The organism is Saccharothrix sp. NRRL B-16348, assembly GCF_001280085.1.
Classification (GTDB): domain Bacteria; phylum Actinomycetota; class Actinomycetes; order Mycobacteriales; family Pseudonocardiaceae; genus Actinosynnema.
The window spans coordinates 1-25,099 of the sequence record NZ_LGED01000218.1; the positions used below are offsets into that span (position 1 = coordinate 1).

The window sequence follows — 25,099 nt, forward strand, 5'->3', positions numbered from 1 at the left end:
GGGGCGGTTGAGGTAGTGGTGGGTGGGGTGGTGGGTTGGGATCAGGTGTGGCCTTGGGCGGGTGGTGGCTTGGGTGGAGGCGCGGAGTAGGTCTTGGGCCACTGAGGTCGGGGATTGGCGCAGGCGGGTCGGGGTGGGGTGCAGGACGGTGGCGCCGGCGGCTTTCAGCAGGTCCGCGTTGGAGGTTTGGGTGTTGAACTGCCAGGCCAGGGCGCGGTCGTTCCACCAGGCGTCGGCGATGCCCAGGGGGCGGCCTTCCGCGGTGGTCAGGTGGACGCCCCAGGCCGGTGGTGGCAGTGGCAGGTCGTCCAGGACCGCCCTGGCCCAGGCCTGTGGGACCGAGCGGACGCCGTCGGCCAGTTCGGAGAGGACTTGCCTGGCCGGCTCCGACGACCGCGCCAGGCCCGGCCGGAGGTCGGCGACCGGGACCCCGCCGTGGCGCACGACCTCGGTCAGCACGGCTCGGATGTCGTCACGTTGGCGCAGCGCCTTCGCGGTGTCGACGGCGGCTCTGGCCAGCGGCGCCGTCAGGAAGCCCCGGCGCAGGACCGGGTCCGGTAAACGGCGGACCCGGGTGATGTGGACCTTCGCGGCCGGTTCGAGGGCGCGGTTGACGAGGATCTGGACCGGGCCGGTGGCGGGTAGGGCACGAAGGCCGTGCAGTTGCAGCGCGTCCACGCCGGTGAGCAGGGTCTGCGGGCCGCCGTAGCGGAGGGCCGCACGGACCAGTTGCGCACGCGTGGGCGGTGTTGGGGCCAGCAGCAGGATTCCCGGCAGGACGTGCTGCCACGGGCCGTGCGGGCGGCAGCGGACGGCCAGCTCCCCGCTCGGCAGACCGAGGCCCAGGAGTTCCGACGCGGTGGCGACGCGCTGGGGGAAGAGGCCGCCCAGGGCGTTCAGGTCGATGGTGGTGCGCATGTGTCCACCATCGGCCGCGTGGGTGGGGGCGTCGATGGGGAGATCGCGAACTGTGGACAACTCGGTGGGCTGTGGACAACTCGGGGACCGCTCAAGGTCAGTCCGAGGGCAATCCGGGGCAATCCAGACGAAAGGAGGCCTTCCGCAGACCCGACCGTCTGCGGAAGGCCTCAGCGAACGGCAGCCACCCCTCGTTGGCCACCGCGTGGTCTCAAAGGCGGACGAGGTCCTCGTGGATCTCCACGTCCAGCTCGCGGCGGACGGAGCGGACCTCGCGCCAGGCGTCGTACACGGCGACCAGGCCGCCCGCCAGCACGAACGAGACGGCGAGCGCGACCACACCGTCGACATCGGACTTGAAGACGACCACCACGGCCGCCCACGCCATGACGGCGGTGAAGACGAGAGTGCTCGCGAGGCGTTCGGTGAACCGCCGGCGGGACCTGGCAGGCTCCTCGATGTGGTTCATGACTCCCCCTCTGAACTCGGCTGATGACTCATTTCTAGGAGTTCCGGCGCCTGAGTTCTGCGTCAGATGACGCACAAGGGGAAATCAGTTGGTGAAGTCGTAGAGCCTGCTCACCTGGTGGATGTCGATCTTCCGCCGGCCAGTGCTGATGATGCCCTCCTCGCGCAGTCCGCGCAGCACCCGCACGAGCGACTCCCGTGACGTGCCCGCGATGCCCGCGAGGTCCTCCTGGCTCAACGCGATCGCGCCCTGGTCGGCGATCCCGCGCTCCAACGCCATGTCGATGAGCACGGCGGCGACCCGTTGCGTGGCCGTGCCGCTGATCTGCACGCGCTGCCGGTCCGTGTCACGTTGCCGCGCCACCACGACGGTCAGCACGGACCACGCGATGCGCGGGTGCCGCTGGCACAGGCCCGCGAACGAACCGGCCGACAGCACCAGCGCCCGCACCGCGCCCAAAGCCCGCACGGTCGCCGAACGCGGCCGGCCGTCCACCGCCGAACGCTCGCCGACGATGTCACCCGCCCCGCGCACGGCCAGCACCTTCTCGCTGCCGTTCGCGGTGGTCGCGGTCACCCGCAGCAGACCTCGGCGCACGACCAGCACGTGCCGCGTCACCTCGCCCTCGTGGCAGATCACCGAGCCGGACGGGTAGTCGCGCTCGACACCCGTCGCCACGAGCACCTCGTGCTCGGAGGGTGTGAGCAGACCCCAGAACCGATCCACGCCCCCACTGTGCCGCGTGATCGACGCGCGGGCCCCCGATCAGGCCCCCGGACCACCCGAACGGCTCGATCAGCGGGGTCGGGAAGCCGAACGCACGATCAGTTCCCGCGGTCCGGTTTGGGCTCGTCGAGGCCCGACCGGGTCGGTCCCTGCCGCAGCAGCGAGGCCGGGCGGATCGCCGCCCTGCCGAACTTCGACCGCGCCTGGTCGGCGGCCTGCTCCGCCTCGCGCCAGCCGCGCTCGGGCGCGTCGAACATCAGCTGCTCGCCGTCGTCGCCCTCGACCAGCTGCTCGATCCGCACCCCGATCAACCGCACCGCGCCCGGCGGCACCTGCTCGTCCAGCAGGGTCGACGCGGTCTTGTAGACCTCCTGCGTCACGTCCGTCGCCACTCGCAGCGTCTTCGACCGGGTGATCGTGGTGAAGTCGGAGAACCGCACCTTGATCGACACCGTGCGCCCGCGCAGCCCGCGCGCCCGCAACGTCGCCGTCGAGCGCTCCGACAGCCTCAGCAGCTCTCGGCGCAGCAGCTCCCGGTCGAAGTGGTCGACCTCGAAGGTCTCCTCCGCGCCGATCGACTTCTCCCGAGTGGACGGCACCACCGGCCGGTCGTCGTGCCCCTGCGCCAACGCGTGCAGGTGCTCGGCCAGTGCCACGCCGATCAGCCTGCGCAGGCGCGGCAACGGCGTCGCGGCCACGTCCGCCACCGTCTCCAGCCCCACCCGGTCCAGGTTCTCGGCCGTGCGCTGACCCACGCCCCACAGCGCCGACACCGGCAACGGGTGCAGGAACGACAGCACCTGGTCCCGCGGCACGACCATGAACCCGTCCGGCTTGCACATCCCGGACGCGAGCTTGGCCAGGAACTTCGTCGGGGCCACGCCCACCGAGCAGGTGATCCCGTGCGCCTGCTCCACCTGCTCCCGGATCAGCTTCGCGATCTGCGCCGGGCTGGACCGCAGCCGCTTCAGCGCCCCGCTCACGTCGAGGAACGCCTCGTCCAGGCTCAGCGGCTCCACCAGCGGCGTGATGTCGCGGAAGATCGACATCACCCCGCGCGAGACCTCCTGGTACCGGGCGAAGTTCGGCATCACGAACACCGCGTGCGGCGCCAGCCTGCGGGCGTGCGAGGTCGGCATGGCGGACCGCACGCCGAACTCGCGGGCGATGTAGTTCGCCGACGCGACCACGCCCCGGTTCGCCGTGCCGCCCACGACCACGGGTTTGCGCGCCAGCTCCGGCCGGTCGCGGATCTCGACCGACGCGTAGAAGGCGTCCATGTCGACGTGCAGCATCGAGCAGCCGGTGTCGTCCGGCCAGACGTCGCCGCGGGCGAGGAAGCGATCGACCAGACCGCGCGGCAGGTTCGCGCTGCGGCCCACGACCACCCCCGTCCAGAACCGAACACCCGTTCGAGACTCTACTCGAGGCGGTAGGCCCGGTGCGCGTTCTCCCACCCGATCAGGTGGGCGATCCGTTCCGCGTCCGCCAAGGCGAAAGCATGCTCCCGCAGGCCCGCCGTGAGGAAGTCCGACAACGCGCGGCGGAAGAACAACGCGCCCAGGTAGTACAGCTCGCCGAGCGCGAACGCGTCGGTGGAGAACAGGAACTTCCCGAACGGCACGATCTCCAACGCCTCCGCCAGCACCCGGCTCGCCCGGTGCGCCACCGCGTGCGTGGCCAGGCCGACGTCCACGAACACGTGCGGGAACACCTGCGCGAGGTACCCGGCGGTGCGGTGGAACGGGTAGTTGTGCAGCAGCATGATCGGCACGCCGAGCGGCGCCGTGGCCCGCAGCAGGTCCGTGAGCAGCGACGGGTCGCTCTTGTGCAGCGAGAGGTCCGCGTCCCCGTAGCCGACGTGGAACTGCACGGGCAGCCCGCGGTCGAGCGCCTCCCACACCAGGAACCGGCTGATCACCTCGTCCGCGCACCGCGTCGAGCCGGACCGGAGCCACCGGTCGGCCGCCGCCACCACCTCGGCGTCCGCGGGCCGGGCCGGGTCCAGGTCGAGCCCGACGCGGTAGGCCGCGATCGACTTCGCCGCGACCGCCGACGACGAGTCCAGCGCGTCCCGCACCCGCGCGGGGAATGCCGAGGCGCCCTCGGACACGACGTCCTCCGCCACCCGCTCCAGCCGCAGCACGCGATGTTCACGCGATCCGGTGAACACGGCGGGCCCCACGAAGCCCTCCGGCCACGTGCCGTCGTCCACCAGGAACGTCGAGATCTCCGCCGCCGACACCAACGCCCGGTTCACCTCGGCCGCGCCGAGCGACCGCCGCCGCGCCAGGTACTCGTCGGGGGGCGCGAGCACCGGCAGATCCAGCAAAGGCGCACACCAGCGCCGCACCGCGAGCCCCAGCGACGAGTCGAACAAGGACGTGCCCAACGGCGACGCGGACTCGGCCTCGGTCAGGTTCGCCTCGAAGCCACCCCGGTCCAGGTCGACGCCGAGCACCCCGTGGCAGTGGTGGTCCACGAGGCGCAACGACGCCACGCACGGCAGCAGTTGGTCCACTTGTTGAACAGTAGTGACCTGGTGTAACCACGCACGATGGACACAGCGGAGCGGGAGCACCGACGTGCGCTGGCGGCCGACCTGGTGGACGACCTGCTGGAGCAGGACGTCGTGGCGGTCGCGCTGACGTGGGTCGACCACAGCGGCATCACGAGGGTGAAGTCCGTGCCGCTCGCGGGCCTGCCCAGGGCCGCCGCGGACGGGGTGGGCGCGTCGCCGGTGTTCGACGTGTTCCTGCTGGACGACACGATCATCACCGGGCGGCACGCGGGCGGCCCGGTCGGCGACCTGCGGCTGCGGCCCGACCTGGACCGGCTCACCGTGCTGGCGGGCCAGCCGGGCTGGGCGTGGGCCCCGGCCGACCGGTTCGACCAGCAGGGCGAGCCGCACCCGCAGGACGAACGGGGCCTGGCCCGGGCGGTGGCCGACCGGCTCACCGTGCACGGCTACGAGGTCCAGGCCGGTTTCGAGGTGGAGTGGGTCGTCGGGCAGGGCGACACCGACGAGTTCCGGCCCGCCGCCACCGGGCCCGCCTACGGCCACGCCCGCCAGGTGGAGCTGTCGGACTACGCCGCGGACCTGCTGTCGGCGTTGGCCGAGCAGGACGTCGAGGTGCTCCAGTTCCACCCCGAGTACGCGCCGGGGCAGTTCGAGTTGTCCACCACGCCCGAGGACCCGGTGCACGCGGCGGACACGTCGGTGCTCGTGCGGGAGACGATCCGGGCCATCACGCTGCGGCACGGCATGCGCGCGTCGTTCTCGCCGAAGGTCGTCGCCGACGGCGTCGGCAACGGCGGCCACCTGCACCTGAGCCTGTGGCGCGACGGCCGCAGCCTGTTCGAGGACGGCGACAGCTGGTTCGGCCTGACCGACGACGCCGACGCGTTCGCCGCGGGCGTGCTGCGCCGGCTGCCCGCGCTGTGCGCGATCGGCGCGCCGTCGGTGGCCAGCTACCTGCGGCTGGTGCCGCAGCACTGGGCGGGCCCGTTCGCCGTGTGGGGACTGGAGAACCGGGAGGCGGCGCTGCGCCTGGTCGCGGGTCGCGACCTGGAGGTCAAGTGCTACGACCTGTCGGCGAACCCGTACCTCGTCGTGGCGGCCACGATGGCGGCGGGCCTGGCCGGGATCGTGGAGCAGGCGAGGCTGCCCGAGCCGGTCGGTGTCGACCCGGTCGCCCTCCCCGAGGTCGAGCGCCTGCCGACGTGCCTGGAGGACGCCGTGGTGGCGTTCGAGGCGGACGAGGCGCTGACCGAGGCGTTCGGCGCGGAGTTCGCGGCGACGATCGCCGACGTGCGGCGCGGCGAGATCGCCCGGTTCGCCGACTGCTCACCGGAGGAGATCGCCGCGCTGACCCGCTGGCGGCACTGAGCGCCGTCAAACGCCCTGCTGAGCCTCGTCCAACGCCTTGCGCAGCCGGGTGAGGGCCCGGTGCTGGGCCACCCGCACGGCGCCGGGCGTCGAGCCGACCACCGCCGCGGTCTCCTCGGCGGACATGCCGAGGACGACGCGCAGCACCAGGATCTCCCGCTGCCGGTCCGGCAGGACGCCGAGCAGCTGACCCATCCGCTCGGACAGCTCGCCCTGCAACGCCCGCTGCTCGGGCCCCGGTTCGGCGCCCGCGCTGTCCGGCAGCTCCGGCACGGACTCGGCGCGGTTGCGGGCCGACGCACGGTGCGCGTCGGCCACCTTGTGCGCCGCGATCCCGTACACGAACGCCATGAACGGCCGGCCCTGCTCGCGGTAGTTGGGCAGCGCCTTGAGCACGGCGAGGCAGACCTCCTGGGCCACGTCCTCCGCCGACGCCGACGACCGCTGCCCGTGCCCGACCCTGGCCCGGCAGTACTTCACGACCACGGGCCTGATCTCGGCCAGCAACGCGTCGACCGCCCGCCGCTCACCCCGGACCGCACCTTCGACGTACGCCTCCAGTCCCCCCTCCACACGTGCCGGCGATGAGGACGGGGCGTCCTCGCACTGCACGGACATCAACGACCTCCCCGCGTTACCACGAAGTACCGGCACAACCGACAGACCAACCGCCACTGCTGCCATCGCGAGCTCCTCGGCGTCCGCGCGCTGGACGCCCTCGGGGGCACATGCGAACGCGACGCCGGTCGCACACGGGGATGACGCGACTCACACGAAGTTACCCCGAATGGCCGCGTTTAGACCCCGATCGGACGAGCGGTAGGCCGTTATCGGATGCGGTGCGTGACCACGGAGCGCTCGATCTCCTTGCGGAGCCGGGTCAGCGCCCGGTGCTGCGCGACCCGGACCGCGCCGGGCGTGGCGTCCACGGCGTCGGCGGTCTGATCGGCCGTGAGCCCGACCACCACCCGCAGCACCAGGATCTCCCGCTGCTTGTCCGGCAGCAGGCGCAGCAGCTCGCCGATCCGCTGCGACAGCTCCACCCGCAACGCCGACTGCTCGGGGCCCACGTGATCGTCGTCCGGCGCGTCGGGCAGCTCCGGCACCGGCTCGGCCCGGTTGCGCAACGCCGCGCGGTGCGCGTCCGCGACCTTGTGCGCCGCGATCCCGTACACGAACGCCAGGAACGGCCGACCGTGGTCCTTGTACGTCGGCAACGCCGTCAACAGCGCCAGGCACACTTCCTGCGCCACGTCGTCGGCCGACGTGGACGACCGCTCCTGGCTGCCGACGCGGGCGCGGCAGTAGCGCACCACCAGCGGGCGGACGGCGGCCAGCAGCGACGCGACCGCCCGGCGGTCGCCGGCGACGGCGGCGCGCACCTCGTCTTCCAAGTCCTCGGGCGCGGGCGCGGCCATCAGCCGGCCCAGGCTAAGTGCGGGTCTCCCATGGCGGGTCCTCTGCGGGTAGGCGGCGGAGGACTCCGTTCTACCGCACTCAGGCCGGCTTTCGGCCCAGGACGTGCAACCGGGCGGCCACGTCCCGCAGCGGCGGACGGGTCGACGCGGCCAGTTCCAGCTCCGCCAACGCCTCCGCGGCGCCCGGGTTGGCCTCCAGCACGGCGCCCGGCACCAGGTCCGACACCACGCCGTGGCCCTGGACCAGCTCCACCTTCAGCCCCGCGGCCACCACCAGCGCCTCCAGCCCGGCCACGTCGAACCGGCGCAGCAGCGGGTCGCGGGTGCCGACGAGCTGACCGGCCTCGTCGTCCAGCAGCCGCCGCGCGTCGACCAGCCGGCCGGCGATGGCCCGGTGCAGCACGGCCGCGTACCGGTTCGCCACCAGCAACGACACCGCGCCGCCCGGGGTCGCGGCGGCGGCCAGCGCGGCCAGCGCGGCACCCACGTCGTCGACGACCTCCAACAGCCCGTGCGCCAGCACCAGGTCCGCCGAGGCGTCCCGGTCCAACGCGTCGGTGTCGCCCTGAACAGCGGTGATCCGGTCCAGGACGCCCTCGTCGGCGGCACGGCGGTGCAACGTCGCCAGCGCGTCGGGGCTCGGGTCGACCACGGTCACCGTGCACCCGGCCACGGCCAGCGGCACGGCCCACACGCCGCTGCCACCGCCGACGTCGAGCACCCGCGGCGGTTCACCGCCCCGGCGGTCCCGCGCGGCGGTCAGCTCGGCGTCGAGCACCCTGTGTACGGCGTCCGGTCGCATGGACGTAGAGCGTAAGGGCCGTAGGCTGCACTACGTGCATACGGTGGCGGTGCTCAGCCTCAAGGGTGGCGTTGGGAAGACGACGGTCGCGCTCGGTCTCGCGTCGGCGGCGCTGCGGCGTGGCGTCCGCACGCTGGTCATCGACCTCGATCCACAGTGCAACGCCACCTCGACGCTGGAACCGGACGACACCGAGGCCAGCATCTACGACGTCCTGCAGGACCCGAGCCGCGACACGCTGGACAACGCGATCGCGCCCAGCGCGTGGGGCGACGGCGTCGACGTGCTGGCCGGTTCGGAGGACGCGGAGTCGCTGAACCACCCGGACCCTGGCGAGACGCGGCTCGGCAGGCTGCGTGAGGCGTTGCGGCTGTTGCAGGACGACGAGGACCCCTACCAGCTGGTGCTGCTGGACTGCCCGCCGTCGCTGGGTCAGCTGACCCGGTCGGCGCTGGTCGCGGCGGACCGGGCGCTGCTGGTGACGGAGCCGACGATGTTCGCGGTGGCGGGCGTGCAGCGGGCGTTCGAGGCGGTGCAGGCCGAGCGGGAGCACAACGAGCACCTGCAGCCGCTGGGCGTGGTGGTGAACCGCGTGCGGCCGAGGTCGCACGAGCACCAGTTCCGCATCGACGAGCTGCGCGACATCTTCGGGCCGCTGGTGATGCCGGTGGCGCTGCCGGACCGGCTCGCGGTGCAGCAGGCGCAGGGCGCGTGCATGCCGATCCACGAGTGGGGCACGCCGGGCGCGCGCGAGGTGGCGCTGGCGTTCAACCTGCTGCTGGCGCGGGTGCTGCGGATCAGCCGGAGCAGACGCAGGGCCGTGCACCACGACTTCGACGACGAGGAGATCGAGGAAGCGGTGGACGCATGAGCACGCCCGCCCTCCTGGCGTTCACGGTCGCCGCCGTCCTGCTCACGATCACGCCCGGCCTGGACACCATGATGCTGCTGCGCATGGTGCTCGGCGGCGGGCGCAAGGCCGGTCTGGTCGGCGGGTTCGGCACCACGCTCGGCTGCCTGGTGTGGGGCGCGGCGAGCATCGCCGGGCTGACCGCCCTGCTGGTCGCGTCTCAATTCGCCTACGACGTGGTGCGCTACGCGGGCGCGGCGTACCTGCTGTGGCTCGGCGGTTCGGCGCTGTGGAAGTCGTGGCGCGGCACGTTCGACCGGCCGTCCGACGTGCTCGCGATCACGCCCGCGCAGGCGTTGCGGACCGGGTTCACCACGAACCTGCTCAACCCCAAGATCGGCGTGTTCTACCTGAGCCTGCTCCCCCAGTTCCTGCCGTCCGACCAGGCGTCGGCCGGGTGGGGCGCGCTGCTGGTCGGCGTGCACGTGGCGATCGGCCAGGTGTGGCAGCTCGTCGTGGTGTGGCTCGCCGGGCGGGCAGTGGCCGTGCTGACCAGGCCCGCGGTGCGGCGGTGGACCGAGCGGCTGACCGCGTCCGTGCTGGTCGGGTTCGGCCTGAAGGTGGCTTTCGACAGCGGTGCCCGAGGGTGACACGGTCTTCCTGGCCGGGCACCGCCTGAACGAGGCGCTGGCCGGCCGCCGGCTCCTGCGCGGCGAGCTCCGCCACCCGAGGTGGGCCACCGCCGACCTGAGCGGGCGGGACGTGCTCGAGGTGCGTTCGGTGGGCAAGCACCTGTTCACCCGGTTCTCCGGCGACCTGAGCCTGCACAGCCACTTCCGGATGGACGGCGCCTGGCACCTCTACCGGCCGGGCGAGCGCTGGCGGCGTCCCGGCCACCAGGTGCGGGCGTTGCTGGAGGTGCCGGACCGGGTCGCGGTGGGGTTCGCGCTGCACGACCTGGAACTGCTGCCGACCGACCAGGAGTCGCGGCTGGTCGGCCACCTGGGGCCGGACCTGCTGGGCGACTGGGACGACGGACGGGCGGCCGAGGCGGTCGCCAGGCTCGTCGCGGACCCGGACCGCGAGATCGGGCTCGCCCTGCTCGACCAGCGGGTGGTGGCGGGCGTGGGGAACCTCTACAAGGCCGAGGTGTGCTTCCTGCTCGGCGTCTCGCCGTGGAGCCCGGTGTCGGCGGTGGACCCGGCGGAGGCGGTGCGACTGGCGCGCAAGCTGCTGCTGGCCAACGCGTGGCGGCCGGAGCAGAACACGACCGGCCTGATGGGGCGCGGGCGGCAGCACTGGGTGTTCGAGCGGGGCGGCAAGCCGTGCCTGCGCTGCGGGACCGGTGTGCGCGTCGGCGGGCAGGGCGCGGGTGTGCTGGAGCGTCCCGCGTACTGGTGCCCGCGCTGCCAGCCTGGGCCGATCGCTTAGGGTTACCGCCGTGGTCTACAAGAGCGTGGTGCGCAAGGCGTTGTTCCGGATGCACGGCGGGGACGCGGAGCGGGTCCACGAGACCACCCTCGGCGTGCTGGCGGCGCTGAGCCCGGCGGCGAAGCTCGTGCGGCGCAAGCCCGCCGCGCCGCGCACCGTCTTCGGCGTGCGGTTCCCCAACCCGGTCGGCCTGGCCGCCGGACTGGACAAGAACGGCCGGGCGCTGCCCGCGTGGGGCGCGCTCGGGTTCGGGTTCGTCGAGGTCGGCACGGTGACGCGGCACGCGCAGCCGGGCAACCCGAAGCCGCGCCTGTTCCGGCTGCGCGACAGCGAGGCGATCATCAACCGGATGGGCTTCAACAACGACGGCGCGCTGGAGCTGGCCAACCGGCTCGACCGCCTCGGCCCGCTGTCCGTGCCGCTGGGCATCAGCCTGGGCAAGTCCAAGGTCACGCCGGTCGAGGACGCCGTGGAGGACTACCGGACGTCCCTGCGGGCGCTCTACCGGCACGGCGACTACTTCGCGATCAACATCAGCTCGCCCAACACGCCGGGCCTGCGCAGCCTGCAGGACCGCGGTGCGCTGACCGAGCTGCTGTCCGCGCTCGACGCCACCGCCCACGACCTGGCCGGCTCGAAGCCGCGCAAGCCGATCCTGGTCAAGATCGCGCCGGACCTGACCGACTCCGCGATCGCCGAGCTGCTGGAGGTCTGCGCCGCGCACGGGATCAGCGGCCTGATCGCGACCAACACCACGTTGTCGCGCGAGGGCCTGGCACCCGGCGACCGGCACCTGGCGCACGAGGCGGGCGGGCTGAGCGGCAGGCCGTTGGCCGAACGGGCCCGCGAGGTCGTGCGGTTCGTCAGCCGGGAGACCGACGGCAAGCTGCCGATCATCGGCGTCGGCGGCATCGCGAGCCCGGACGACGCGAAGCGGATGCTGGACGCGGGCGCGAGCCTGATCCAGCTCTACACCGCGTTCATCTACGAGGGCCCCGGGTTGGTGCACCGCATCAACCGCGCGCTGCGCTGACTTGCCGCTGCCCCGCAGACCGGTCGCTAGGTCTTCCGGGCGGTGCGCAGCCAGCGCAGGACCGGGTGCAGGATCACCACGAGCAGCGAGCCCCAGACCAGGCCGCCGAGTTCCATGTCGCCCAGCTCCAACGTCAGGTCGCCGACCCCGGCGACCAGGGCCGCGCCGCCGACCAGCGCGTTGCCCGGGTTGGTCAGGTCGACCCGGTTGTCCATCCACACCCGCACGCCGACCAGGCTGATCAGGCCGAGCAGCACCAGTGTCGCCCCGCCCACCACGCCCGCCGGGATGGTCGACAGCACGGCGGTGATCTTCGGCGAGAACGCCATCAGCACCGCGGCCACCCCCGTCACCGCGTAGGCGGCGGTCGAGAAGACCTTGGTCACGCCCATCACGCCGATGTTCTCGGAGTACGTGGTGGTGCCCGAACCGCCGCCGACACCGGCCAGCGCGGTGGACACGCCGTTGGCGATGATCGAGTCGCCGACGTTGCCGTCGAGGTTGCGGCCGGTCAGCGCGCCGATCGCCTTGACGTGGCCGACGTTCTCCGCGACCAGCACGATCACCACCGGCAGCACGAGCAGGGTCACCGTCGGCCGCAGCTCCGGCGCGTGGAACTCGGGCAGCCCGATCCAGGCCGCCCGACTCACCGCGGCCGTGTCGACCAGGCCGAGCCAGAAGCCGAGCGCCCACCCGACGACCACGCCGATGAGCACGGAGAAGCGGAACGACGTGCCGCGGCCGAGCACGCCGCACAGCAGGATGATGCCCATCGTGACCACGGCGGGCAGCGGCTGCTGGGCGAACGAGTCGGTGGCCCGGTGCGACAGGTTGAGCCCGATCAGCACGACCACCGCGCCGGTCACCACGGGCGGCATCACGGCTTCCAGCAGCCGCACGCCGAGCGCCTTCACCGCGACCCCGATGATGATCACCAGCAGGCCGGCCGCGAGCACGCCGCCGAGCTGCGCGGCGATGCCCTCGTCGCGGGCGGCGGACAGCGGGGCGATGAACGCGAACGACGCGCCGAGGTAGCTGGGCACGCGGTTGCGGGTAATCAGCAGGAACAGCAGCGTGCCGACGCCGGAGAACAGCAGGGTGGTGCTGACCGGAAGACCGGTGGTGGCGGGGACGAGGATCGTGGCGCCTGCCATCGCGACCAGGTGCTGGACGCCGAAACCGATGGTGCGCGGCCAGCTCAGCCGCTCCTGCGGCGCGACGGCGTCACCATCGATGGGGCGGCCATCGCCGCGCACGGTCCACAACGCCACTCAATGACCTCCCCGGCGACCAGGACGGACCACGCTGTCCGACCCAGGGATCCTGCCACGCCAAGTAGTGGCTGCGGCTATATAACGGTCTGATAATCACACGATCGCAGCAGCGTACGCCACCGAGGACGTGAGGTCAGCCCAACTCCGCTACGCAACGTGACGTAATCGCGGTTCGTGCAGATGGCCGTGCGGCCGGTGTGGAGATCCGCGCCGTGCTCAGCGCGACAGCTCGCGCAACGCCGAGGCGAGGCCCGCCAGGTGGTCCGTCGCGTCGCCCAGCACCTGCCGGGGGTCGGAGGCGGTGCTCTCGGCGAGCACCCGACCGGCCGCGGCGACCAGGCCGCAGTAGCCGTCCACACCCTCGTCCAGCTGGGTCCGCAGTCTTCGCACCCCTTCGACCAGCGGCGCGCGGTCCAGCGGCGGGGCGGTGTCCCGCGCCCGTTCCACGGCCTGCAGCTGGCGGGAGACGGCCCGGATCGCGGACGCGGCCTCGGCGCCGGTGGCGCGGGCCTGCTCGACCGAGTCGGTGGGGATCGACGTCAACGCCGCCGAGTCGAGCTGGCGCAGCAGCTCCCGCAGCGTGTCCTGGGCGTCTTCCAGCCGTTCCATCGGCTGACGTGCCGCCGAGGACCGGGCGGGCAGCGGCTCGGGCGCCGGCGCGGCCTCCAGCTGCCGGCGCTCGGCGTCGATGCCCCTCATCTTCAAGTTCGTGCGCACGGCCAGCACGGACGTGCCGGCGAACCCGAGGGCCGCCACCACGCCGGGCGCCGTGCCTAGCGCGCCCACCAGCGTGAGCGTGCCGACCACCGCGAGCAGGGCCAGCACGATCAGCCAGAAGGTGAGCACGCGGCTCGATCGGCGGTACCGCCGATCGAGCTTCGCGCGCGGGTCGTTCCAGGCGGCGTACCGCCGTTTCACCTGGTCCGCGATCTGCCCTTGGAGCTGGCTGCCGATGACCTGGGCGATCTCGCCGGCCACCTTCCGCCGGGGTTCCATCGCGGACACCACCCTCTCAGCCCTGGCTCGCCGGCGGGTTCTGCTGGATCTGCTGGGTCGGCTGCGCCTGGGTCTGCTGCACCCGCTGCTGGATCTCCTGCTGGATGCTGGCGGCGGCACTGGCGGGCTGACCGCTCGTCACCTCGCCGGCGACCTTGCCGCCCGCCATCGACGCCCGGATCTGCTCCAGTCGGGAGTGGCCCGCCATCTCGGTGGTCGACTGCTGGACCTCCAGCATCCGGCCCTGCACCGAGTTCTGCGCCAGCTCCGCGGAACCGAGCGCGGTGGTGTACCGCTTCTCGATCTTGTCGCGGACCTCCTCCAGCGACGGCGTGTTGCCCGGCGCGGCCAGCTCGGTCATCTGGCGCAGCGAGTGGGAGACCTGCTCCTGCATCTTCGCCTGCTCCAGCTGGCTGAGCAGCTTCGTGCGCTCCGCGAGCTTGGTCTGCAGGACCATCGCGTTGCGCTCGACCGCCTGCTTCGCCTGCGTCGCCGCCTGCAACGCCTGGTCGTGCAGCGTCTTCAGGTCCTCGATGCTCTGCTCAGCCGTCACCAGCTGGGTGGCGAAGCCCTGCGCGGCGGTCTCGAACTGCGTCGCGCGCGGCTCGTCACCCTTCGCCCTGGCCTCGTCGGCGAGCACGAGCGCCTGGCGTGCGGATGCCTGGAGCTTCTCCACCTCGCCGAGCTGGCGGTTGAGCTTCATCTCGAGCTGGCGCTGGTTGCCGATCACCGCGGCGGCCTGCTGGGACAGCGCCTGGTGCTGCCGCTGCGCCTCCTCGATGGCCTGCTGGATCTGCACCTTCGGGTCGGCGTGCTCGTCGATCTTGGACGAAAAAGCCGCCATGAAGTACTTCCATGCCTTCACGAAAGGGTTGGCCATCTCCTACGCCTGCCTTCTCCGCACTTCCCTGGCTCGCGCTCGTGATTGGCAACGACCCGGTGCCGGTGTTGGTTCCATCGTGTCAGTTGTCCCGCGCTGCTTCCACCGACCTGGGGAGATATCCGGGATCACCCTGAGTCACCCCCAGACTTTCGTCGGCATGGTCATCCTGCCCGCCCGCCCTCCGGGCGACGCGCCGACCCCGTGCGGGGTTGCCAACTCGTTGCCAAGCGCCGAAAGCCGAGCCGGTCGGACCGGCTCGGCTCTGGCACGTGTCAGCTGGGGTTACGCCGCCACCACCGCGTTGCGCGGTTTGCTGATGGAAGTGGACAGCCGGTGCGTCAGCACGGGCTGCAACCGCAGGTCGGACAAGTCGTTGCCGATCACCGCGGGCACCATCGTGCCGCCCTCCAGACCCGCCGACGCGGACGCGGGCGCCCGTTCGGTGAGCTCGGCCGGGGTCGGCACGGGACGCTGGACGGCGCCGATGTCCGAGGCGACCAGGTGCAGCAGCTCCGACAAGGGCAGGTCCAACGCTTCGCAGATCGCGGCCAACAGCTCGCTGGACGCCTCCTTGCGGCCACGCTCCACCTCGGAGAGGTACCCCAGGCTGACGCGGGCGGTCCTGGAGACCTCGCGCAGCGTGCGGCGTTGGGTGGTGCGGGCATGGCGGAGCCGATCACCGATCGCCTCGCGTAGCAGCACGGTCATCGCGCGCCTCCTTCCGGCCGGCCGTGCCACCACGTTACCGACCCGTCCCGTCGACGGGCAGTGACTTCCCGACACGTCCGCCAAGGGCGAACGAGTGAACTCATCGGTAAGTTCCCGCGTGCGTGTCCGGGTGTGACCGGGAACGCGCAGCTCACGTCACTCGACGGGGATCTTGAGGTGGTCGCGCAGGAGGTTCAGCGCCGCCGTTGTCGAACTCTTGCGCACTTCGTCACGACCACCACCGAGAGTGAGCGATCGGACGGACGTTCCGGACGGACCGGACAAACCGATGTGGACGGTGCCCGGTCCGACGCCGTCCTGGGGGTCGGGGCCGGCCACACCGGTCAGCCCGAGACCCCACGTCGCGCCGCAGCGCTCGCGTGCGCCCTCGGCGAGCTGCCGGGCCACCTCGGGGTGCACGGCGCCGTGTTCGGCCAGCAGCGTGGCGTCCACGCCCGCGAGCGTGTGCTTGAGGTCCGTCGCGTAGACCACGAGCCCGCCGCGCACCACGGCGCTGGAGCCGGGCACGGAGGTCAGCTCGGCCGTCACCAGGCCCGCGGTCAGCGATTCGGCGGCGGCGACCGTCTCGCCGCGCTCCTTCAGGACCCGGACGACGTCGGCGGCGCTCACGCCCCGGCCACCGCCCGCTTGCCCCTGGCCCGCAGCCGGAACGCGCGGATGACGTAGTCGACGCCCGTGACGACGGTCAGCACCACGGCCGCGCCCATCGTGGTCACCGACACCGCGTCCAGCCAGCTCGGCAGCGGCAGCACGTACAGGCCGATGGCGACGATCTGCACGAGCGTCTTGACCTTGCCGCCGCGGCTGGCCGGGATCACGCCGTGCCGGATGACCCAGAAGCGCAGCAGCGTCACGCCCAGCTCGCGGACCGCGATGACGATCGTCACCCACCACGGCAGCTCGCCGAGCAGGCTCAGGCCCACCAGCGCGGCGCCGGTCAGCGCCTTGTCCGCGATCGGGTCGGCGATCTTGCCGAAGTCGGTGATCAGGCCGTGCTTGCGGGCCAGGTTGCCGTCCACGTGGTCGGTGACCGACGCCACGGCGAACACCCCGAACGCGGCCAGCCGCCACCACGGCTGGTGACCGTCCTCGGCGAACAGCAGGTAGAGGAACACCGGCACGAGCACCAGCCGGGACATCGTCAGCACGTTGGCGATGTTCAGCACCGGCACGCGCGCGGGTTCGGTCACCTCGGGAGCACCTCGATGGCGGAGACGACCAGGTCGACACCCTCGGACTCGTCGACCCGGCAGCGCACCAGGTCGCCGACCTTCAGGCCGTCGGCGTTCGTGATGACGCACTCGCCGTCGACCTCGGGCGCCTGGTGGGCGGCGCGGCCGACGCAGTCGTTGTCGTCGTCCTCCTCGGTCTCCACCAGGACGACGACCTCGTCGCCGACGCGGTCCTCGGCGCGCTGGGACGTGAGCTCCTCGACCAGGTTGGAGATGCGGGCGACGCGCTCGGCGATGGTGTCGGCGTCCAGCTTGTCCGGCAGGCCCTCGGCCTCGGTGCCGTCCTCGTCGGAGTAGCCGAACACGCCCACCGCGTCCAGCCGGGCGGCGGTGAGGAAGCGCTCCAGCTCGGCCACGTCGTCCTCGGTCTCGCCGGGGAAGCCGACGATGACGTTGCTGCGGATGCCCGCACGCGGCGCGAGGGAGCGGATCTGCTCGACCAGGCCGAGGAACGACTCGGTGGAGCCGAACCGGCGCATCCGGCGCAGCACGGGCTCGCTGGAGTGCTGGAAGGACATGTCGAAGTAGTCGGCCACGCCGTCGGTCGTGGCGATGGCCTTGACCAGCGTGGGCTTGGTCTCGGCGGGCTGCAGGTAGGACACGCGGACGCGGTCGATGCCGGGCACCTTCGCGAGCCGCTGCAGGAGCAGTTCGAGGCCGCCCAGCTCGCGGGGCAGGTCCTTGGCGTAGGAAGTCGAGTTCTCGGAGACCAGGAACACCTCGCGGACGCCCTGCTCGGCCAGCCACATCGCCTCGGCCACCACCTCGTCCGGGTGGCGGGACACGAACGCGCCGCGGAACGACGGGATCGCGCAGAACGAGCAGCGGCGGTCGCAGCCGGAGGCGATCTTCAGCGGCGCCACGGGCGTGTCGGCGAGGCGGGTGCGGAGCACGCGCGGCCCCCAGCCGTGCCCCGGGACCTGCACCTCTTCGGCCGCCTTCGGCCGCTGCACGGGCGTGAGCGGCAGGAGCGTGCGCCGGTCGACCGGCTTGTGCGACTCGATGCTCTGACCGGCCAGGACGTCGTCCAGCCGGTCGGCGAGGTCGGTGTAGTGGTCGAACCCGAGCACGGCGTTCGCCTCGGGCAGGCTGTCGGCCAGCTCGGCGCCGTAGCGCTCGGCCATGCACCCGACCGCGACCACCTTCGCGCCGCTGTCGGCGGCGGCGAGGAGGGTGTCCACGGAGTCCTTCTTGGCGGACTCCACGAAGCCGCACGTGTTGACCACGACCACGTCGGCTTCGTCGTCGACCAGCTCCCAGCCGCCGGCGGTGAGGCGGCCGGCGAGTTCTTCAGAGTCGACTTCGTTGCGGGCGCACCCGAGGGTCAGCATGGCGACGCGCTTGGACGTGGTGGGGGAAGACACGGTGCTCAGCGTAACCGGCGCCCGCCCCCTCCCCGTCCAGCGCTCAACTCCACCGCCCGTCGAGCCGGCGGCCCTTGGTATTCCAGGTAGTCACTCTGCGCACCCTGGTCTTCTCGCCGCGGCGCACGTGGCGCCTCACTTCGAGCCGGAGCCTCGCGATCCGCTGAACATCGGGCACGGGCGGCCCGCACTCCCGAGTGCACAGTGGAATTCCGCCGAGCAACTGTCCGCATCCCATTGCGAACATGACGTTCACGGGCGGTGGCGTCCGGTGGGTCGTCACGATGCGGGTGACCGATCGGTCGGACCTGTTCACCGACTCCTCCGCCGCTGACCTGCGACAAGAACCAGGCGATGAACACCAGGGGCAGGTCGACCAGGACGTCGGCGAGCGGGGCCGCGACTGCGCACGGAGACGCACACCTTGCGTGTTAATGCGGAGGCCTGGTCACCGCGCGACGTGTTCTCGGCCATTCGAGGATGCTTTCCGCAATGCGGGGCGGGCTGTCGAGCGCATTACCGATTCCCCCGATCGGGTGGCGTTCGATCCTGGTCCCCAGCGTTGCCCCACGCCGCGCGCCAGTCGGGGGCCGGGGTGCGGCAGGTGGTCCTTCGCACAGGGCATACGTTTGCACCGTGAACGACTCGATCAACGTGCGTCGCGCCCGCACCGGCGACGTTCGGGCGATGAAGGCCCTCATCGACGCTTACGCCGGCAAGGTGCTGCTGGCCAAGCCGCTCGTCACGCTGTTCGAGGACATCCAGGAGTTCTGGGTCGCCGAAGAGGACGGCGTGGTGCTCGGGTGCGGGGCGTTGCACGTGCTGTGGGAGGACCTGGCCGAGATCCGGTCGGTCGCCGTGTCGCCCGCAGCGCTGGGGCGGGGCATCGGGCACCGGATCGTGCACCGGTTGATCGAGATCGCGCGCGAGCTGCAGTTGGAGCGGTTGTTCGTGTTGACCTTCGAGACCGACTTCTTCGGCAAGCACGGGTTCGTGGAGATCGACGGCACGCCCGTCTCCCCCGAGGTGTACGAGGAGATCATGAGGTCGGCCGACGAGGGCGTGGCGGAGTTCCTCGACCTCTCGTACGTGAAGCCGAACACGCTCGGCAACTCGCGCATGCTGCTGCACCTGTAACTCTTCGAGTGTTCACTCGAAGAGTCTTGACTTCACGAACGTCGACGCACCAAGATCGGTGACGTGGAGCAGTTGACGGTCGACGAGCTGGCGGTGCGGGTCGGGCTGCCCGGCAGCACCATCCGCATGTACCAGACGAAGGGCGTCCTGCACCCTCCCCGCAGGCAGGGCCGCGTCGCCTACTACGACGCCTCCCACCTGGAACGCCTCACGCTCGTCCAACGCCTGCAGTCCCGCGGCTTCTCCCTGCCCGCCATCGCCGAGCTGGTGAAGGCGCGCGAGAAGGGCGAGAGCGTCGCGGCGGTGCTGGGGGTCGGCGAGGCGGAAGGCCCCGACGACTGGGTCCGGATCAAGGTCCGCGACATCAGCCGCCTGGTCCCGCTGGGCGACATCCGGCCGCGCGTCCTGCGCCGCGCCGTGCAGCTCGGCCTGGTCCGCTGGCGCCACGGGTGGCCGCACGTCCGCCGCTGGGCGCTGGAGGCGGGCAACCGGCTCGCCGCGCTGACCGTCCCGAGCGAGGACGTGCTGGACAAGTTCGCGAACCTGCGCACGGCCACCGACGGCATCGCGGCCGACTTCGTGGAGGTCTTCGAACGCCGGCTGTGGCCGCAGCTCGCGGACAACGCGGACCAGGAGGACCAGCTCGACCGGATGCGCGCGTTGCTCGTGGAGCTGACCTACACCGCCGAGACGGTGGTCATCGGCACGCTGCGCGAGTCCATCCGCGAGGCCGCCGAGCAGTTCGCCCGCCGCCACCAACTGCTGCCGAGCGACGATTTCCAGCCCGCCTGGGTCGAGGAACCGGTGCCCATCGCGGAACGTCTCATCGAGACCGATGAGGACGAGGTCCCCGACGAGCCGACGATCCGGCGGTTCCTCGACCGGGGCGACGACCACGACGAGCCGGGCAGATGACCGCGCTCGCGGACCTCGCCCGTGTCCTCTCCGATGTGCCCAGCGGCGGAGCGCGGGCGCCGGTCGGGGTGTTCGAGCCGGTGCGGAGGGGTTCGGCTCGCCCTCTCGACCCGGAACGGCCCACCGCGCCGTTCCACGCGCACCCGCGGCCGCTGGGCGTGCCGGACCCGGTGGGCTTGCCCGCGCCGGACGTGCCGCCGCGAATCGGCGTCCGCGTGACCGGTGCGGGGCCCGCCGGGCTCGGCAGGGGTTTGATGGTGGACGAGCAGCCGACACATCCCTGCTGCACACGGAGGGGGGCGACGTGATCGCACTGATCGGCGCGTTGGTGGGTCTGCGCGCGGGCTACCGGTACGACCGCTCGATCGGCAGGCACCCGTTGCGGTCGGGGGTGAAGCGGCTGGCGTTCTGGGTGCTGCTGTTCGTCGCCGAGTGCCTGGTGGTGCCGCCGGTGGTGGCCGCGGTGGGTCCGGTGGTGTGGCTGGTGGCGTTCGGCTACGTCATGGCGGTCGGCCTGGCCGGGCCTTGGGTGGCGGAGTACTACCGCCGGCGGGCGACGTGATCGTGCCGGGCTCCGGCCCGACGGCCCGCACCCGTTGCGGCTGCGCGAAGTAACGGCTGCGGCCGCGGTCGCGTGGTAGCAACCGGTGTTGCCCCGGTGAGGGCAGGGCGGTGGGCTGTTCGCTCCTGTCCGAAGTGGACGGCACGGGCCGGCAAGTCTGCCTCCGAGTGGCCCAACGCCGGCTCGGCGGGGCGCTGCCGCGAGGTGCGGCGGACGTCGATGTGTTGGCGTTGCCGGGATCGCGCGGTCAGCCGGTCCGCGTCGCGTCGGTGATCGCGTGCGGTCCAACGTTCACCCGTCGTTGCCGCGGTATGAGCCGATCGGGGCTGTTGTTCGTTGATCTCCGACCGGTAAGAACCCCTCAAGCCCGAAAACCGAGGGGAAGAAACAGTGCTCGCGAAATCCCTGCGCAATGCTTTCACCGTCGTGCTCGCCTCGCTCGCCCTGCTGGTCGGCGTCGGCACCGGTGTCGGCCAGGCGGCCATCAACGCGCCCGCCGTCACCGACGACTACCTCTTCAGCAAGTCCCTGTCGCAGTTCAGCTCGCTGCGCGCGCAGCGGCCGTACAGCGACCAGCTCGACTGGTCGTCGGACGGCTGTTCGTGGTCGCCGGACAACCCGTTCGGGTTCAAGTTCCTGCCGGCCTGCCACCGGCACGACTTCGGCTACCGCAACTACAAGCGGCAGGGGCGGTTCAACGAGACGACCCGGCTGAGGATCGACAACAACTTCAAGTCCGACCTGTACCACCAGTGCGCGGGCAACTGGTCCTGCAACCGCACGGCGGACCTGTACTACAAGGCCGTGCGCGAGTTCGGCGCGAGCTGACCCTTCACTTCGCTTCGAACCACGCTCCGCAGGGGTCCCCGCCAAGGGGACCCCTGCTTTTATTCTGCCGGCTGGGTACGACAATTCCGGTCGGCGGTGGTGGGGCTGTGGATAACTCAGGTGGTGATGGAGAAGTTGTTCGACATGAAGTCCATGCCGCCCGACGCCGACGTGATCTCGAACCCGAACTGCACGTCGCCGACGGTGACGTCGCCGTACCAGCCGCGCGACCCGATCCACTTCAGCACCGCCAGCAGGTCGACCGTGCCGGCGTTGGTGTTGCTCGTGCGGATGAACGAGAACACCTCGTTGGCGCCGTTGGAGCCCCGGTACACGTCCCAGGTGTGGCCGCCGACGGACACCGTGGTCTGCCGGGACCCGATCGGCCCGACCGCGCCCTGCTTGTTCATCCAGATCATGATCTCGTAGGTGTGGTTGTTCGCCCAGATGTCATAGGTCGTGGCGTAGGCGCCCGCACCGGGCCGCGACACGTTGAACGAACTGGAAAGCCTGCCCAGCGAGCTGAGCCTCTGGTTGACCATCTTCGCCGAGTGCGGGTACGACTTGATGCCGCCGGTATTCGGGTGGTTCGCCCACACACCCCAGTTGCTGTAGGAGTTCGCCCAGATCGTCTGCGGCCCGACACCGGAGCCCCAGACGTTGTTGCGCACGGTGTACCCGCTGTTGGACCACGTGCCCCACTTGTCATTGGACGACCAGGTCGCGGCCTCCGCGACACCGGTCGCACCGAACAAGGCTCCCACCAACGCGACCGCGACCGCGGCCGAACGAATCCTGATCATGACGCTTCTTCCCGGGCAACGTCGCCCAAGTCGTCCTACCTTTCGTCGAATCGCTTCGACGAAAGGGTGTGGAATGCTGTTGTCACGACGGCGTAGGAGAAACTATTACACGCCAATGCGCCTCGGGGTCAACGCCCCCGACACGCGTCGGCCTAATGAGACAGGCAATTCGCGGGACGAAACCCTGGAATTCGATCGATTCGACCGCCGTGTTCGACAGCGCATTCGACTTACCGCGCCACCACCGGAAGGCGATCCGACGAAGGCAGGCCGGCCGAAAGGTCAGTCGTCGTCCCCGTCGTCACCCGGACCGGAACCACCGCGGATCAGGTAGACGAGCGAGTCCAGCTCGTCCGGCTTGATCAGGACCTCGCGCGCCTTCGAGCCCTCCGACGGCCCGACGACACCGCGCGTCTCCAGCAGGTCCATCAACCGGCCCGCCTTGGCGAAACCGACCCGCAGCTTGCGCTGCAGCATCGACGTCGAGCCGAACTGCGACGTGACGATCAGCTCGGCCGCCTGGATCAGCAGCTCCAGGTCGTCGCCGATATCGGCGTCGATCTCCTTCTTCTCGCCGGCCTTCGCCGCCGTCACGCCGTCGGTGTACTCCGGCTGCGCCTGGTCCTTGGTGAAGTTGACGATCTCGGAGATCTCGTCGTCCCCGACGTACGCGCCCTGCACGCGCACCGGCTTCGAGGCGCCCATCGGCAGGTACAGGCCGTCGCCCATGCCGATCAGCTTCTCCGCGCCCGGCTGGTCCAGGATGACCCGCGAGTCGGTCAACGACGACGTGGCGAACGCCAGCCGCGACGGCACGTTCGTCTTGATCAGGCCGGTGACCACGTCCACCGACGGCCGCTGCGTCGCCAGCACCAGGTGGATGCCCGCCGCACGCGCCTTCTGCGTGATCCGGACGATCGCGTCCTCGACGTCGCGCGGCGCCGTCATCATCAGGTCGGCCAGCTCGTCCACGATCGCCATGATGTACGGGTACGGCCGGTAGACGCGCTCGCTGCCCGGCGGCGCGGAGATCTCGCCCGACTTGACCTTCCGGTTGAAGTCGTCGATGTGCCGCACCCGGTTGACCTGCATGTCCTGGTAGCGCTGCTCCATCTCCTCGACCAGCCAGGCCAGCGCGGCGGCGGCCTTCTTCGGCTGGGTGATGATGGGCGTGATCAGGTGCGGGATGCCCTCGTACGGCGTCAGCTCGACCATCTTCGGGTCGATCAGGATCATCCGGACCTCGTCCGGGGTGGCGCGCGCCAGCAACGACACCAGCATCGAGTTCACGAAGCTCGACTTGCCGGACCCCGTCGAGCCCGCGACCAGCAGGTGCGGCATCTTGGTCAGGTTCGCGGTGACGAAGTGGCCTTCGATGTCCTTGCCCAGCCCGATGACCATCGGGTGGTTGTCCTTGACCGTGGACGGCGAGCGCAGCACGTCGCCCAGCCGCACCATCTCGCGGTCGCTGTTGGGCACCTCGATGCCGACCGCGGACTTGCCGGGGATCGGCGCCAGCAGCCGCACGTTGTCGGTGGCGACCGCGTACGCGATGTTCTTGGTCAGCGCGGTGATCTTCTCGACCTTCACGCCCGGCCCCAGCTCCACCTCGTACCGGGTGACGGTCGGGCCGCGGGTGAAGCCGGTGACCTGCGCGTCGATGGAGAACTGGTCGAGCACGCCGGAGATGGCCTCGATCATCAGGTCGTTGGCCTTGCTGCGGGCCTTGGGCGCGTCGCCGTCCTTGAGGATGGTCGGCGGCGGCAGCCGGTAGTCGCCCTCGACCGCGCGCACGGCGATCGCGGCGGGTTTCGGGGTCTCCGGGGTCGCCTTCGGCTTGGGCGCGGGCTTGGCCGCCGGCGGCGGTGGCGGCTCTTCGTCCAGCGGCAGTTCGGGCTGCTCGTCGGGGACGGCGACGGCCTGGCGACGGCTGCGGGACGGGCGGCGCAGCTTGGCGGGCTTCTCCTCCGGCTCGGGCTCGGCCTCCGCCTCCTCGGCGCCGAAACCGTCGAGCTGGTCGGGCTTGCGGTGCAGGAGGCCGCCGAGCTTGGCGGGCACCTCGCGGATCGGCAGGTGCACGAGCAGCAGCACGCCGTAGGCGAAGATCAGCACGAGCAGCGGACCGGCGACCCACGACGTGAGGCCCTGGGCGAGGAAGCCGCCGGAGAGGTAGCCCAGCGCGCCACCGGCGTCACGGCGGGCGAGCGGGTCCATCGGCAGGCCGCCGGCGAGGTGGAACATGCCGAGGAACCCGACCGCGACCAGGATCGAGCCGATCACCAGGCGTGGCCGTGCCTCGGGGTTCGGGTCGGTGCGCATGAGCGTCACGCCGATCGCCAGCAGCACCACGGGGAAGATCACGGCCGGGCCGCCCACGGAGCTGCGCACGGCCACGTCGACCCACTGGCCGACCGGTCCGCCCGCCTGCCACCACACGCCCGCGGCGGTGATCACGGCCACCGCGATGAGCACCAGCGCCAACCCGTCACGGCGGTGCGCGGGGTCGAGCTCCTTGGTGCGACCGACCGCGCGGACCACCGAGCCGACGCCGCGGCCGAGCAGGCCCCAGACCTTGCCGACGGAGCCGGAGGACTTCTTCGCCGGCGCGCGCTTGGCGGGTGCGCGCTTCGAGGCCGGTCGGGAGCCGCCGGAACGGGACGCGCTCGCACGGGCCTTCGACCCGGAGCCGGTGCTGCGGGTCGTGCCCTTGCGCGAGGTTCCAGTTCGGCCGGCCATGGTGTATACGGTAGTCCCTCTGGCCCCAGCTGCCCCAACGTTCACGGCGGACGTGACGTGCGCTGCTCGACACCCATCGTTGCCGGATCCCGGTGCGCCGACAC

General features: G+C 71.5%; 27 protein-coding genes. 10 read left to right on the forward strand and 17 right to left on the reverse strand.

The features are described from left to right. The 5 genes from ADK67_RS29990 to ADK67_RS30010 all read right to left on the reverse strand — a co-directional run. A partial coding sequence (locus tag ADK67_RS29990; RefSeq protein ID WP_053719898.1) for a hypothetical protein occupies nucleotides 1-918 on the reverse strand: 918 nt, incomplete at its 3' end. 211 nt (nucleotides 919-1,129) lie between these two features. After that, nucleotides 1,130-1,387, reverse strand: coding sequence for a hypothetical protein (locus tag ADK67_RS29995; RefSeq protein WP_053719899.1), 258 nt, complete (start codon nucleotides 1,385-1,387; stop codon nucleotides 1,130-1,132). Between the two features lie 84 nt (nucleotides 1,388-1,471). Beyond that, a complete protein-coding gene (locus ADK67_RS30000; protein ID WP_053719900.1) occupies nucleotides 1,472-2,113 on the reverse strand; it encodes a Crp/Fnr family transcriptional regulator in 642 nt (213 codons plus the stop codon). A 98-nt stretch (nucleotides 2,114-2,211) separates the two neighbouring features. After that, the gene (locus ADK67_RS30005; RefSeq protein WP_053719955.1) at nucleotides 2,212-3,495 is read right to left on the reverse strand and encodes a DNA polymerase IV; all 1,284 of its coding nucleotides are present in this window, start codon (nucleotides 3,493-3,495) and stop codon (nucleotides 2,212-2,214) included. Between the two features lie 38 nt (nucleotides 3,496-3,533). Continuing rightward, the gene (locus tag ADK67_RS30010) at nucleotides 3,534-4,634 is read right to left on the reverse strand and encodes an amidohydrolase family protein (RefSeq protein ID WP_053719901.1); all 1,101 of its coding nucleotides are present in this window, start codon (nucleotides 4,632-4,634) and stop codon (nucleotides 3,534-3,536) included. Between the two features lie 36 nt (nucleotides 4,635-4,670). Between ADK67_RS30010 and ADK67_RS30015 the strand changes: the two genes are divergently transcribed. Further along, entirely contained in the window at nucleotides 4,671-6,002 is a 1,332-nt protein-coding gene (locus ADK67_RS30015) for a glutamine synthetase family protein (protein WP_053719902.1), read from the forward strand. 6 nt (nucleotides 6,003-6,008) lie between these two features. Here ADK67_RS30015 and ADK67_RS30020 read toward each other — a convergent pair whose 3' ends face one another. The 3 genes from ADK67_RS30020 to ADK67_RS30030 form a co-directional block, all read right to left on the reverse strand. Continuing rightward, the gene (locus ADK67_RS30020; RefSeq protein WP_053719903.1) at nucleotides 6,009-6,620 is read right to left on the reverse strand and encodes a sigma-70 family RNA polymerase sigma factor; all 612 of its coding nucleotides are present in this window, start codon (nucleotides 6,618-6,620) and stop codon (nucleotides 6,009-6,011) included. A gap of 209 nt (nucleotides 6,621-6,829) precedes the next feature. Then, nucleotides 6,830-7,420, reverse strand: a complete 591-nt coding sequence (locus ADK67_RS30025; RefSeq protein ID WP_053719904.1) for a sigma-70 family RNA polymerase sigma factor — start codon at nucleotides 7,418-7,420, stop codon at nucleotides 6,830-6,832. Nucleotides 7,421-7,499: 79 nt separating this feature from the next. Continuing rightward, nucleotides 7,500-8,222 (reverse strand): class I SAM-dependent methyltransferase, encoded by a 723-nt coding sequence (locus ADK67_RS30030; protein WP_053719905.1) that lies wholly within the window; start codon nucleotides 8,220-8,222, stop codon nucleotides 7,500-7,502. A gap of 34 nt (nucleotides 8,223-8,256) precedes the next feature. On the opposite strand from ADK67_RS30030, the gene ADK67_RS30035 reads away from it, so the two are divergent. From ADK67_RS30035 to ADK67_RS30050, 4 genes are read left to right on the forward strand one after another with little or no spacing between them, the layout of a single operon-like run. After that, on the forward strand, nucleotides 8,257-9,093 hold the full coding sequence (locus ADK67_RS30035) for a ParA family protein (RefSeq protein ID WP_053719906.1): 837 nt from the start codon (nucleotides 8,257-8,259) through the stop codon (nucleotides 9,091-9,093). Further along, entirely contained in the window at nucleotides 9,090-9,722 is a 633-nt protein-coding gene (locus ADK67_RS30040; RefSeq protein WP_053719907.1) for a LysE family translocator, read from the forward strand. Before ADK67_RS30035 ends, ADK67_RS30040 begins: the two co-directional genes overlap by 4 nt. Next, nucleotides 9,709-10,503: a DNA-formamidopyrimidine glycosylase family protein gene (locus ADK67_RS30045; RefSeq protein ID WP_053719908.1), complete on the forward strand. Its 795-nt coding sequence runs from the start codon at nucleotides 9,709-9,711 to the stop codon at nucleotides 10,501-10,503. Before ADK67_RS30040 ends, ADK67_RS30045 begins: the two co-directional genes overlap by 14 nt. Before the next feature lie 10 nt (nucleotides 10,504-10,513). Beyond that, nucleotides 10,514-11,536 carry a quinone-dependent dihydroorotate dehydrogenase gene (locus ADK67_RS30050; RefSeq protein WP_053719909.1) on the forward strand — a complete coding sequence of 341 codons (1,023 nt, stop codon included), beginning with the start codon at nucleotides 10,514-10,516 and terminating at the stop codon, nucleotides 11,534-11,536. 26 nt (nucleotides 11,537-11,562) lie between these two features. On the opposite strand, the gene ADK67_RS30055 is transcribed toward ADK67_RS30050, so the two are convergent. The 7 genes from ADK67_RS30055 to rimO form a co-directional block, all read right to left on the reverse strand. Further along, nucleotides 11,563-12,807, reverse strand: coding sequence for a uracil-xanthine permease family protein (locus ADK67_RS30055; RefSeq protein WP_053719910.1), 1,245 nt, complete (start codon nucleotides 12,805-12,807; stop codon nucleotides 11,563-11,565). A 219-nt stretch (nucleotides 12,808-13,026) separates the two neighbouring features. Then, entirely contained in the window at nucleotides 13,027-13,806 is a 780-nt protein-coding gene (gene pspM / locus ADK67_RS30060; protein WP_053719911.1) for a phage shock envelope stress response protein PspM, read from the reverse strand. Between the two features lie 16 nt (nucleotides 13,807-13,822). After that, nucleotides 13,823-14,686, reverse strand: coding sequence for a PspA/IM30 family protein (locus ADK67_RS30065; RefSeq protein WP_053719912.1), 864 nt, complete (start codon nucleotides 14,684-14,686; stop codon nucleotides 13,823-13,825). A 285-nt stretch (nucleotides 14,687-14,971) separates the two neighbouring features. Beyond that, complete coding sequence (locus tag ADK67_RS30070) at nucleotides 14,972-15,397, reverse strand: helix-turn-helix domain-containing protein (protein WP_053719913.1); 426 nt, start codon at nucleotides 15,395-15,397, stop codon at nucleotides 14,972-14,974. 156 nt (nucleotides 15,398-15,553) lie between these two features. Beyond that, nucleotides 15,554-16,027, reverse strand: coding sequence for a CinA family protein (locus tag ADK67_RS30075; protein ID WP_053719914.1), 474 nt, complete (start codon nucleotides 16,025-16,027; stop codon nucleotides 15,554-15,556). After that, nucleotides 16,024-16,608, reverse strand: a complete 585-nt coding sequence (gene pgsA / locus ADK67_RS30080; RefSeq protein ID WP_053719915.1) for a CDP-diacylglycerol--glycerol-3-phosphate 3-phosphatidyltransferase — start codon at nucleotides 16,606-16,608, stop codon at nucleotides 16,024-16,026. The genes ADK67_RS30075 and pgsA overlap by 4 nt, the downstream gene beginning before the upstream one ends. Next, nucleotides 16,605-17,981: a 30S ribosomal protein S12 methylthiotransferase RimO gene (rimO, locus tag ADK67_RS30085; RefSeq protein WP_082404024.1), complete on the reverse strand. Its 1,377-nt coding sequence runs from the start codon at nucleotides 17,979-17,981 to the stop codon at nucleotides 16,605-16,607. Before rimO ends, pgsA begins: the two co-directional genes overlap by 4 nt. A 669-nt stretch (nucleotides 17,982-18,650) precedes the next feature. Between rimO and ADK67_RS30090 the strand changes: the two genes are divergently transcribed. From ADK67_RS30090 to ADK67_RS30110, 5 genes are all read left to right on the forward strand, one after another. After that, nucleotides 18,651-19,151 carry an amino-acid N-acetyltransferase gene (locus ADK67_RS30090; protein ID WP_082404026.1) on the forward strand — a complete coding sequence of 167 codons (501 nt, stop codon included), beginning with the start codon at nucleotides 18,651-18,653 and terminating at the stop codon, nucleotides 19,149-19,151. A 63-nt stretch (nucleotides 19,152-19,214) separates the two neighbouring features. Further along, nucleotides 19,215-20,066 carry a MerR family transcriptional regulator gene (locus ADK67_RS30095; protein ID WP_053719916.1) on the forward strand — a complete coding sequence of 284 codons (852 nt, stop codon included), beginning with the start codon at nucleotides 19,215-19,217 and terminating at the stop codon, nucleotides 20,064-20,066. Then, nucleotides 20,063-20,374 (forward strand): hypothetical protein, encoded by a 312-nt coding sequence (locus tag ADK67_RS30100; protein ID WP_053719917.1) that lies wholly within the window; start codon nucleotides 20,063-20,065, stop codon nucleotides 20,372-20,374. The genes ADK67_RS30095 and ADK67_RS30100 overlap by 4 nt, the downstream gene beginning before the upstream one ends. Continuing rightward, a complete protein-coding gene (locus ADK67_RS30105; protein ID WP_053719918.1) occupies nucleotides 20,371-20,628 on the forward strand; it encodes a hypothetical protein in 258 nt (85 codons plus the stop codon). The genes ADK67_RS30100 and ADK67_RS30105 overlap by 4 nt, the downstream gene beginning before the upstream one ends. 390 nt (nucleotides 20,629-21,018) lie before the next feature. Continuing rightward, nucleotides 21,019-21,456, forward strand: coding sequence for a phospholipase (locus ADK67_RS30110; protein ID WP_053719919.1), 438 nt, complete (start codon nucleotides 21,019-21,021; stop codon nucleotides 21,454-21,456). 116 nt (nucleotides 21,457-21,572) lie between these two features. On the opposite strand, the gene ADK67_RS30115 is transcribed toward ADK67_RS30110, so the two are convergent. Both ADK67_RS30115 and ADK67_RS30120 read right to left on the reverse strand, forming a co-directional pair. Next, a complete protein-coding gene (locus ADK67_RS30115) occupies nucleotides 21,573-22,259 on the reverse strand; it encodes a glycoside hydrolase family 12 protein (RefSeq protein ID WP_082404028.1) in 687 nt (228 codons plus the stop codon). Nucleotides 22,260-22,541: 282 nt separating this feature from the next. Then, nucleotides 22,542-24,995 (reverse strand): FtsK/SpoIIIE family DNA translocase, encoded by a 2,454-nt coding sequence (locus ADK67_RS30120; RefSeq protein ID WP_053719920.1) that lies wholly within the window; start codon nucleotides 24,993-24,995, stop codon nucleotides 22,542-22,544. Between the last annotated feature and the right edge of the window lie 104 nt (nucleotides 24,996-25,099).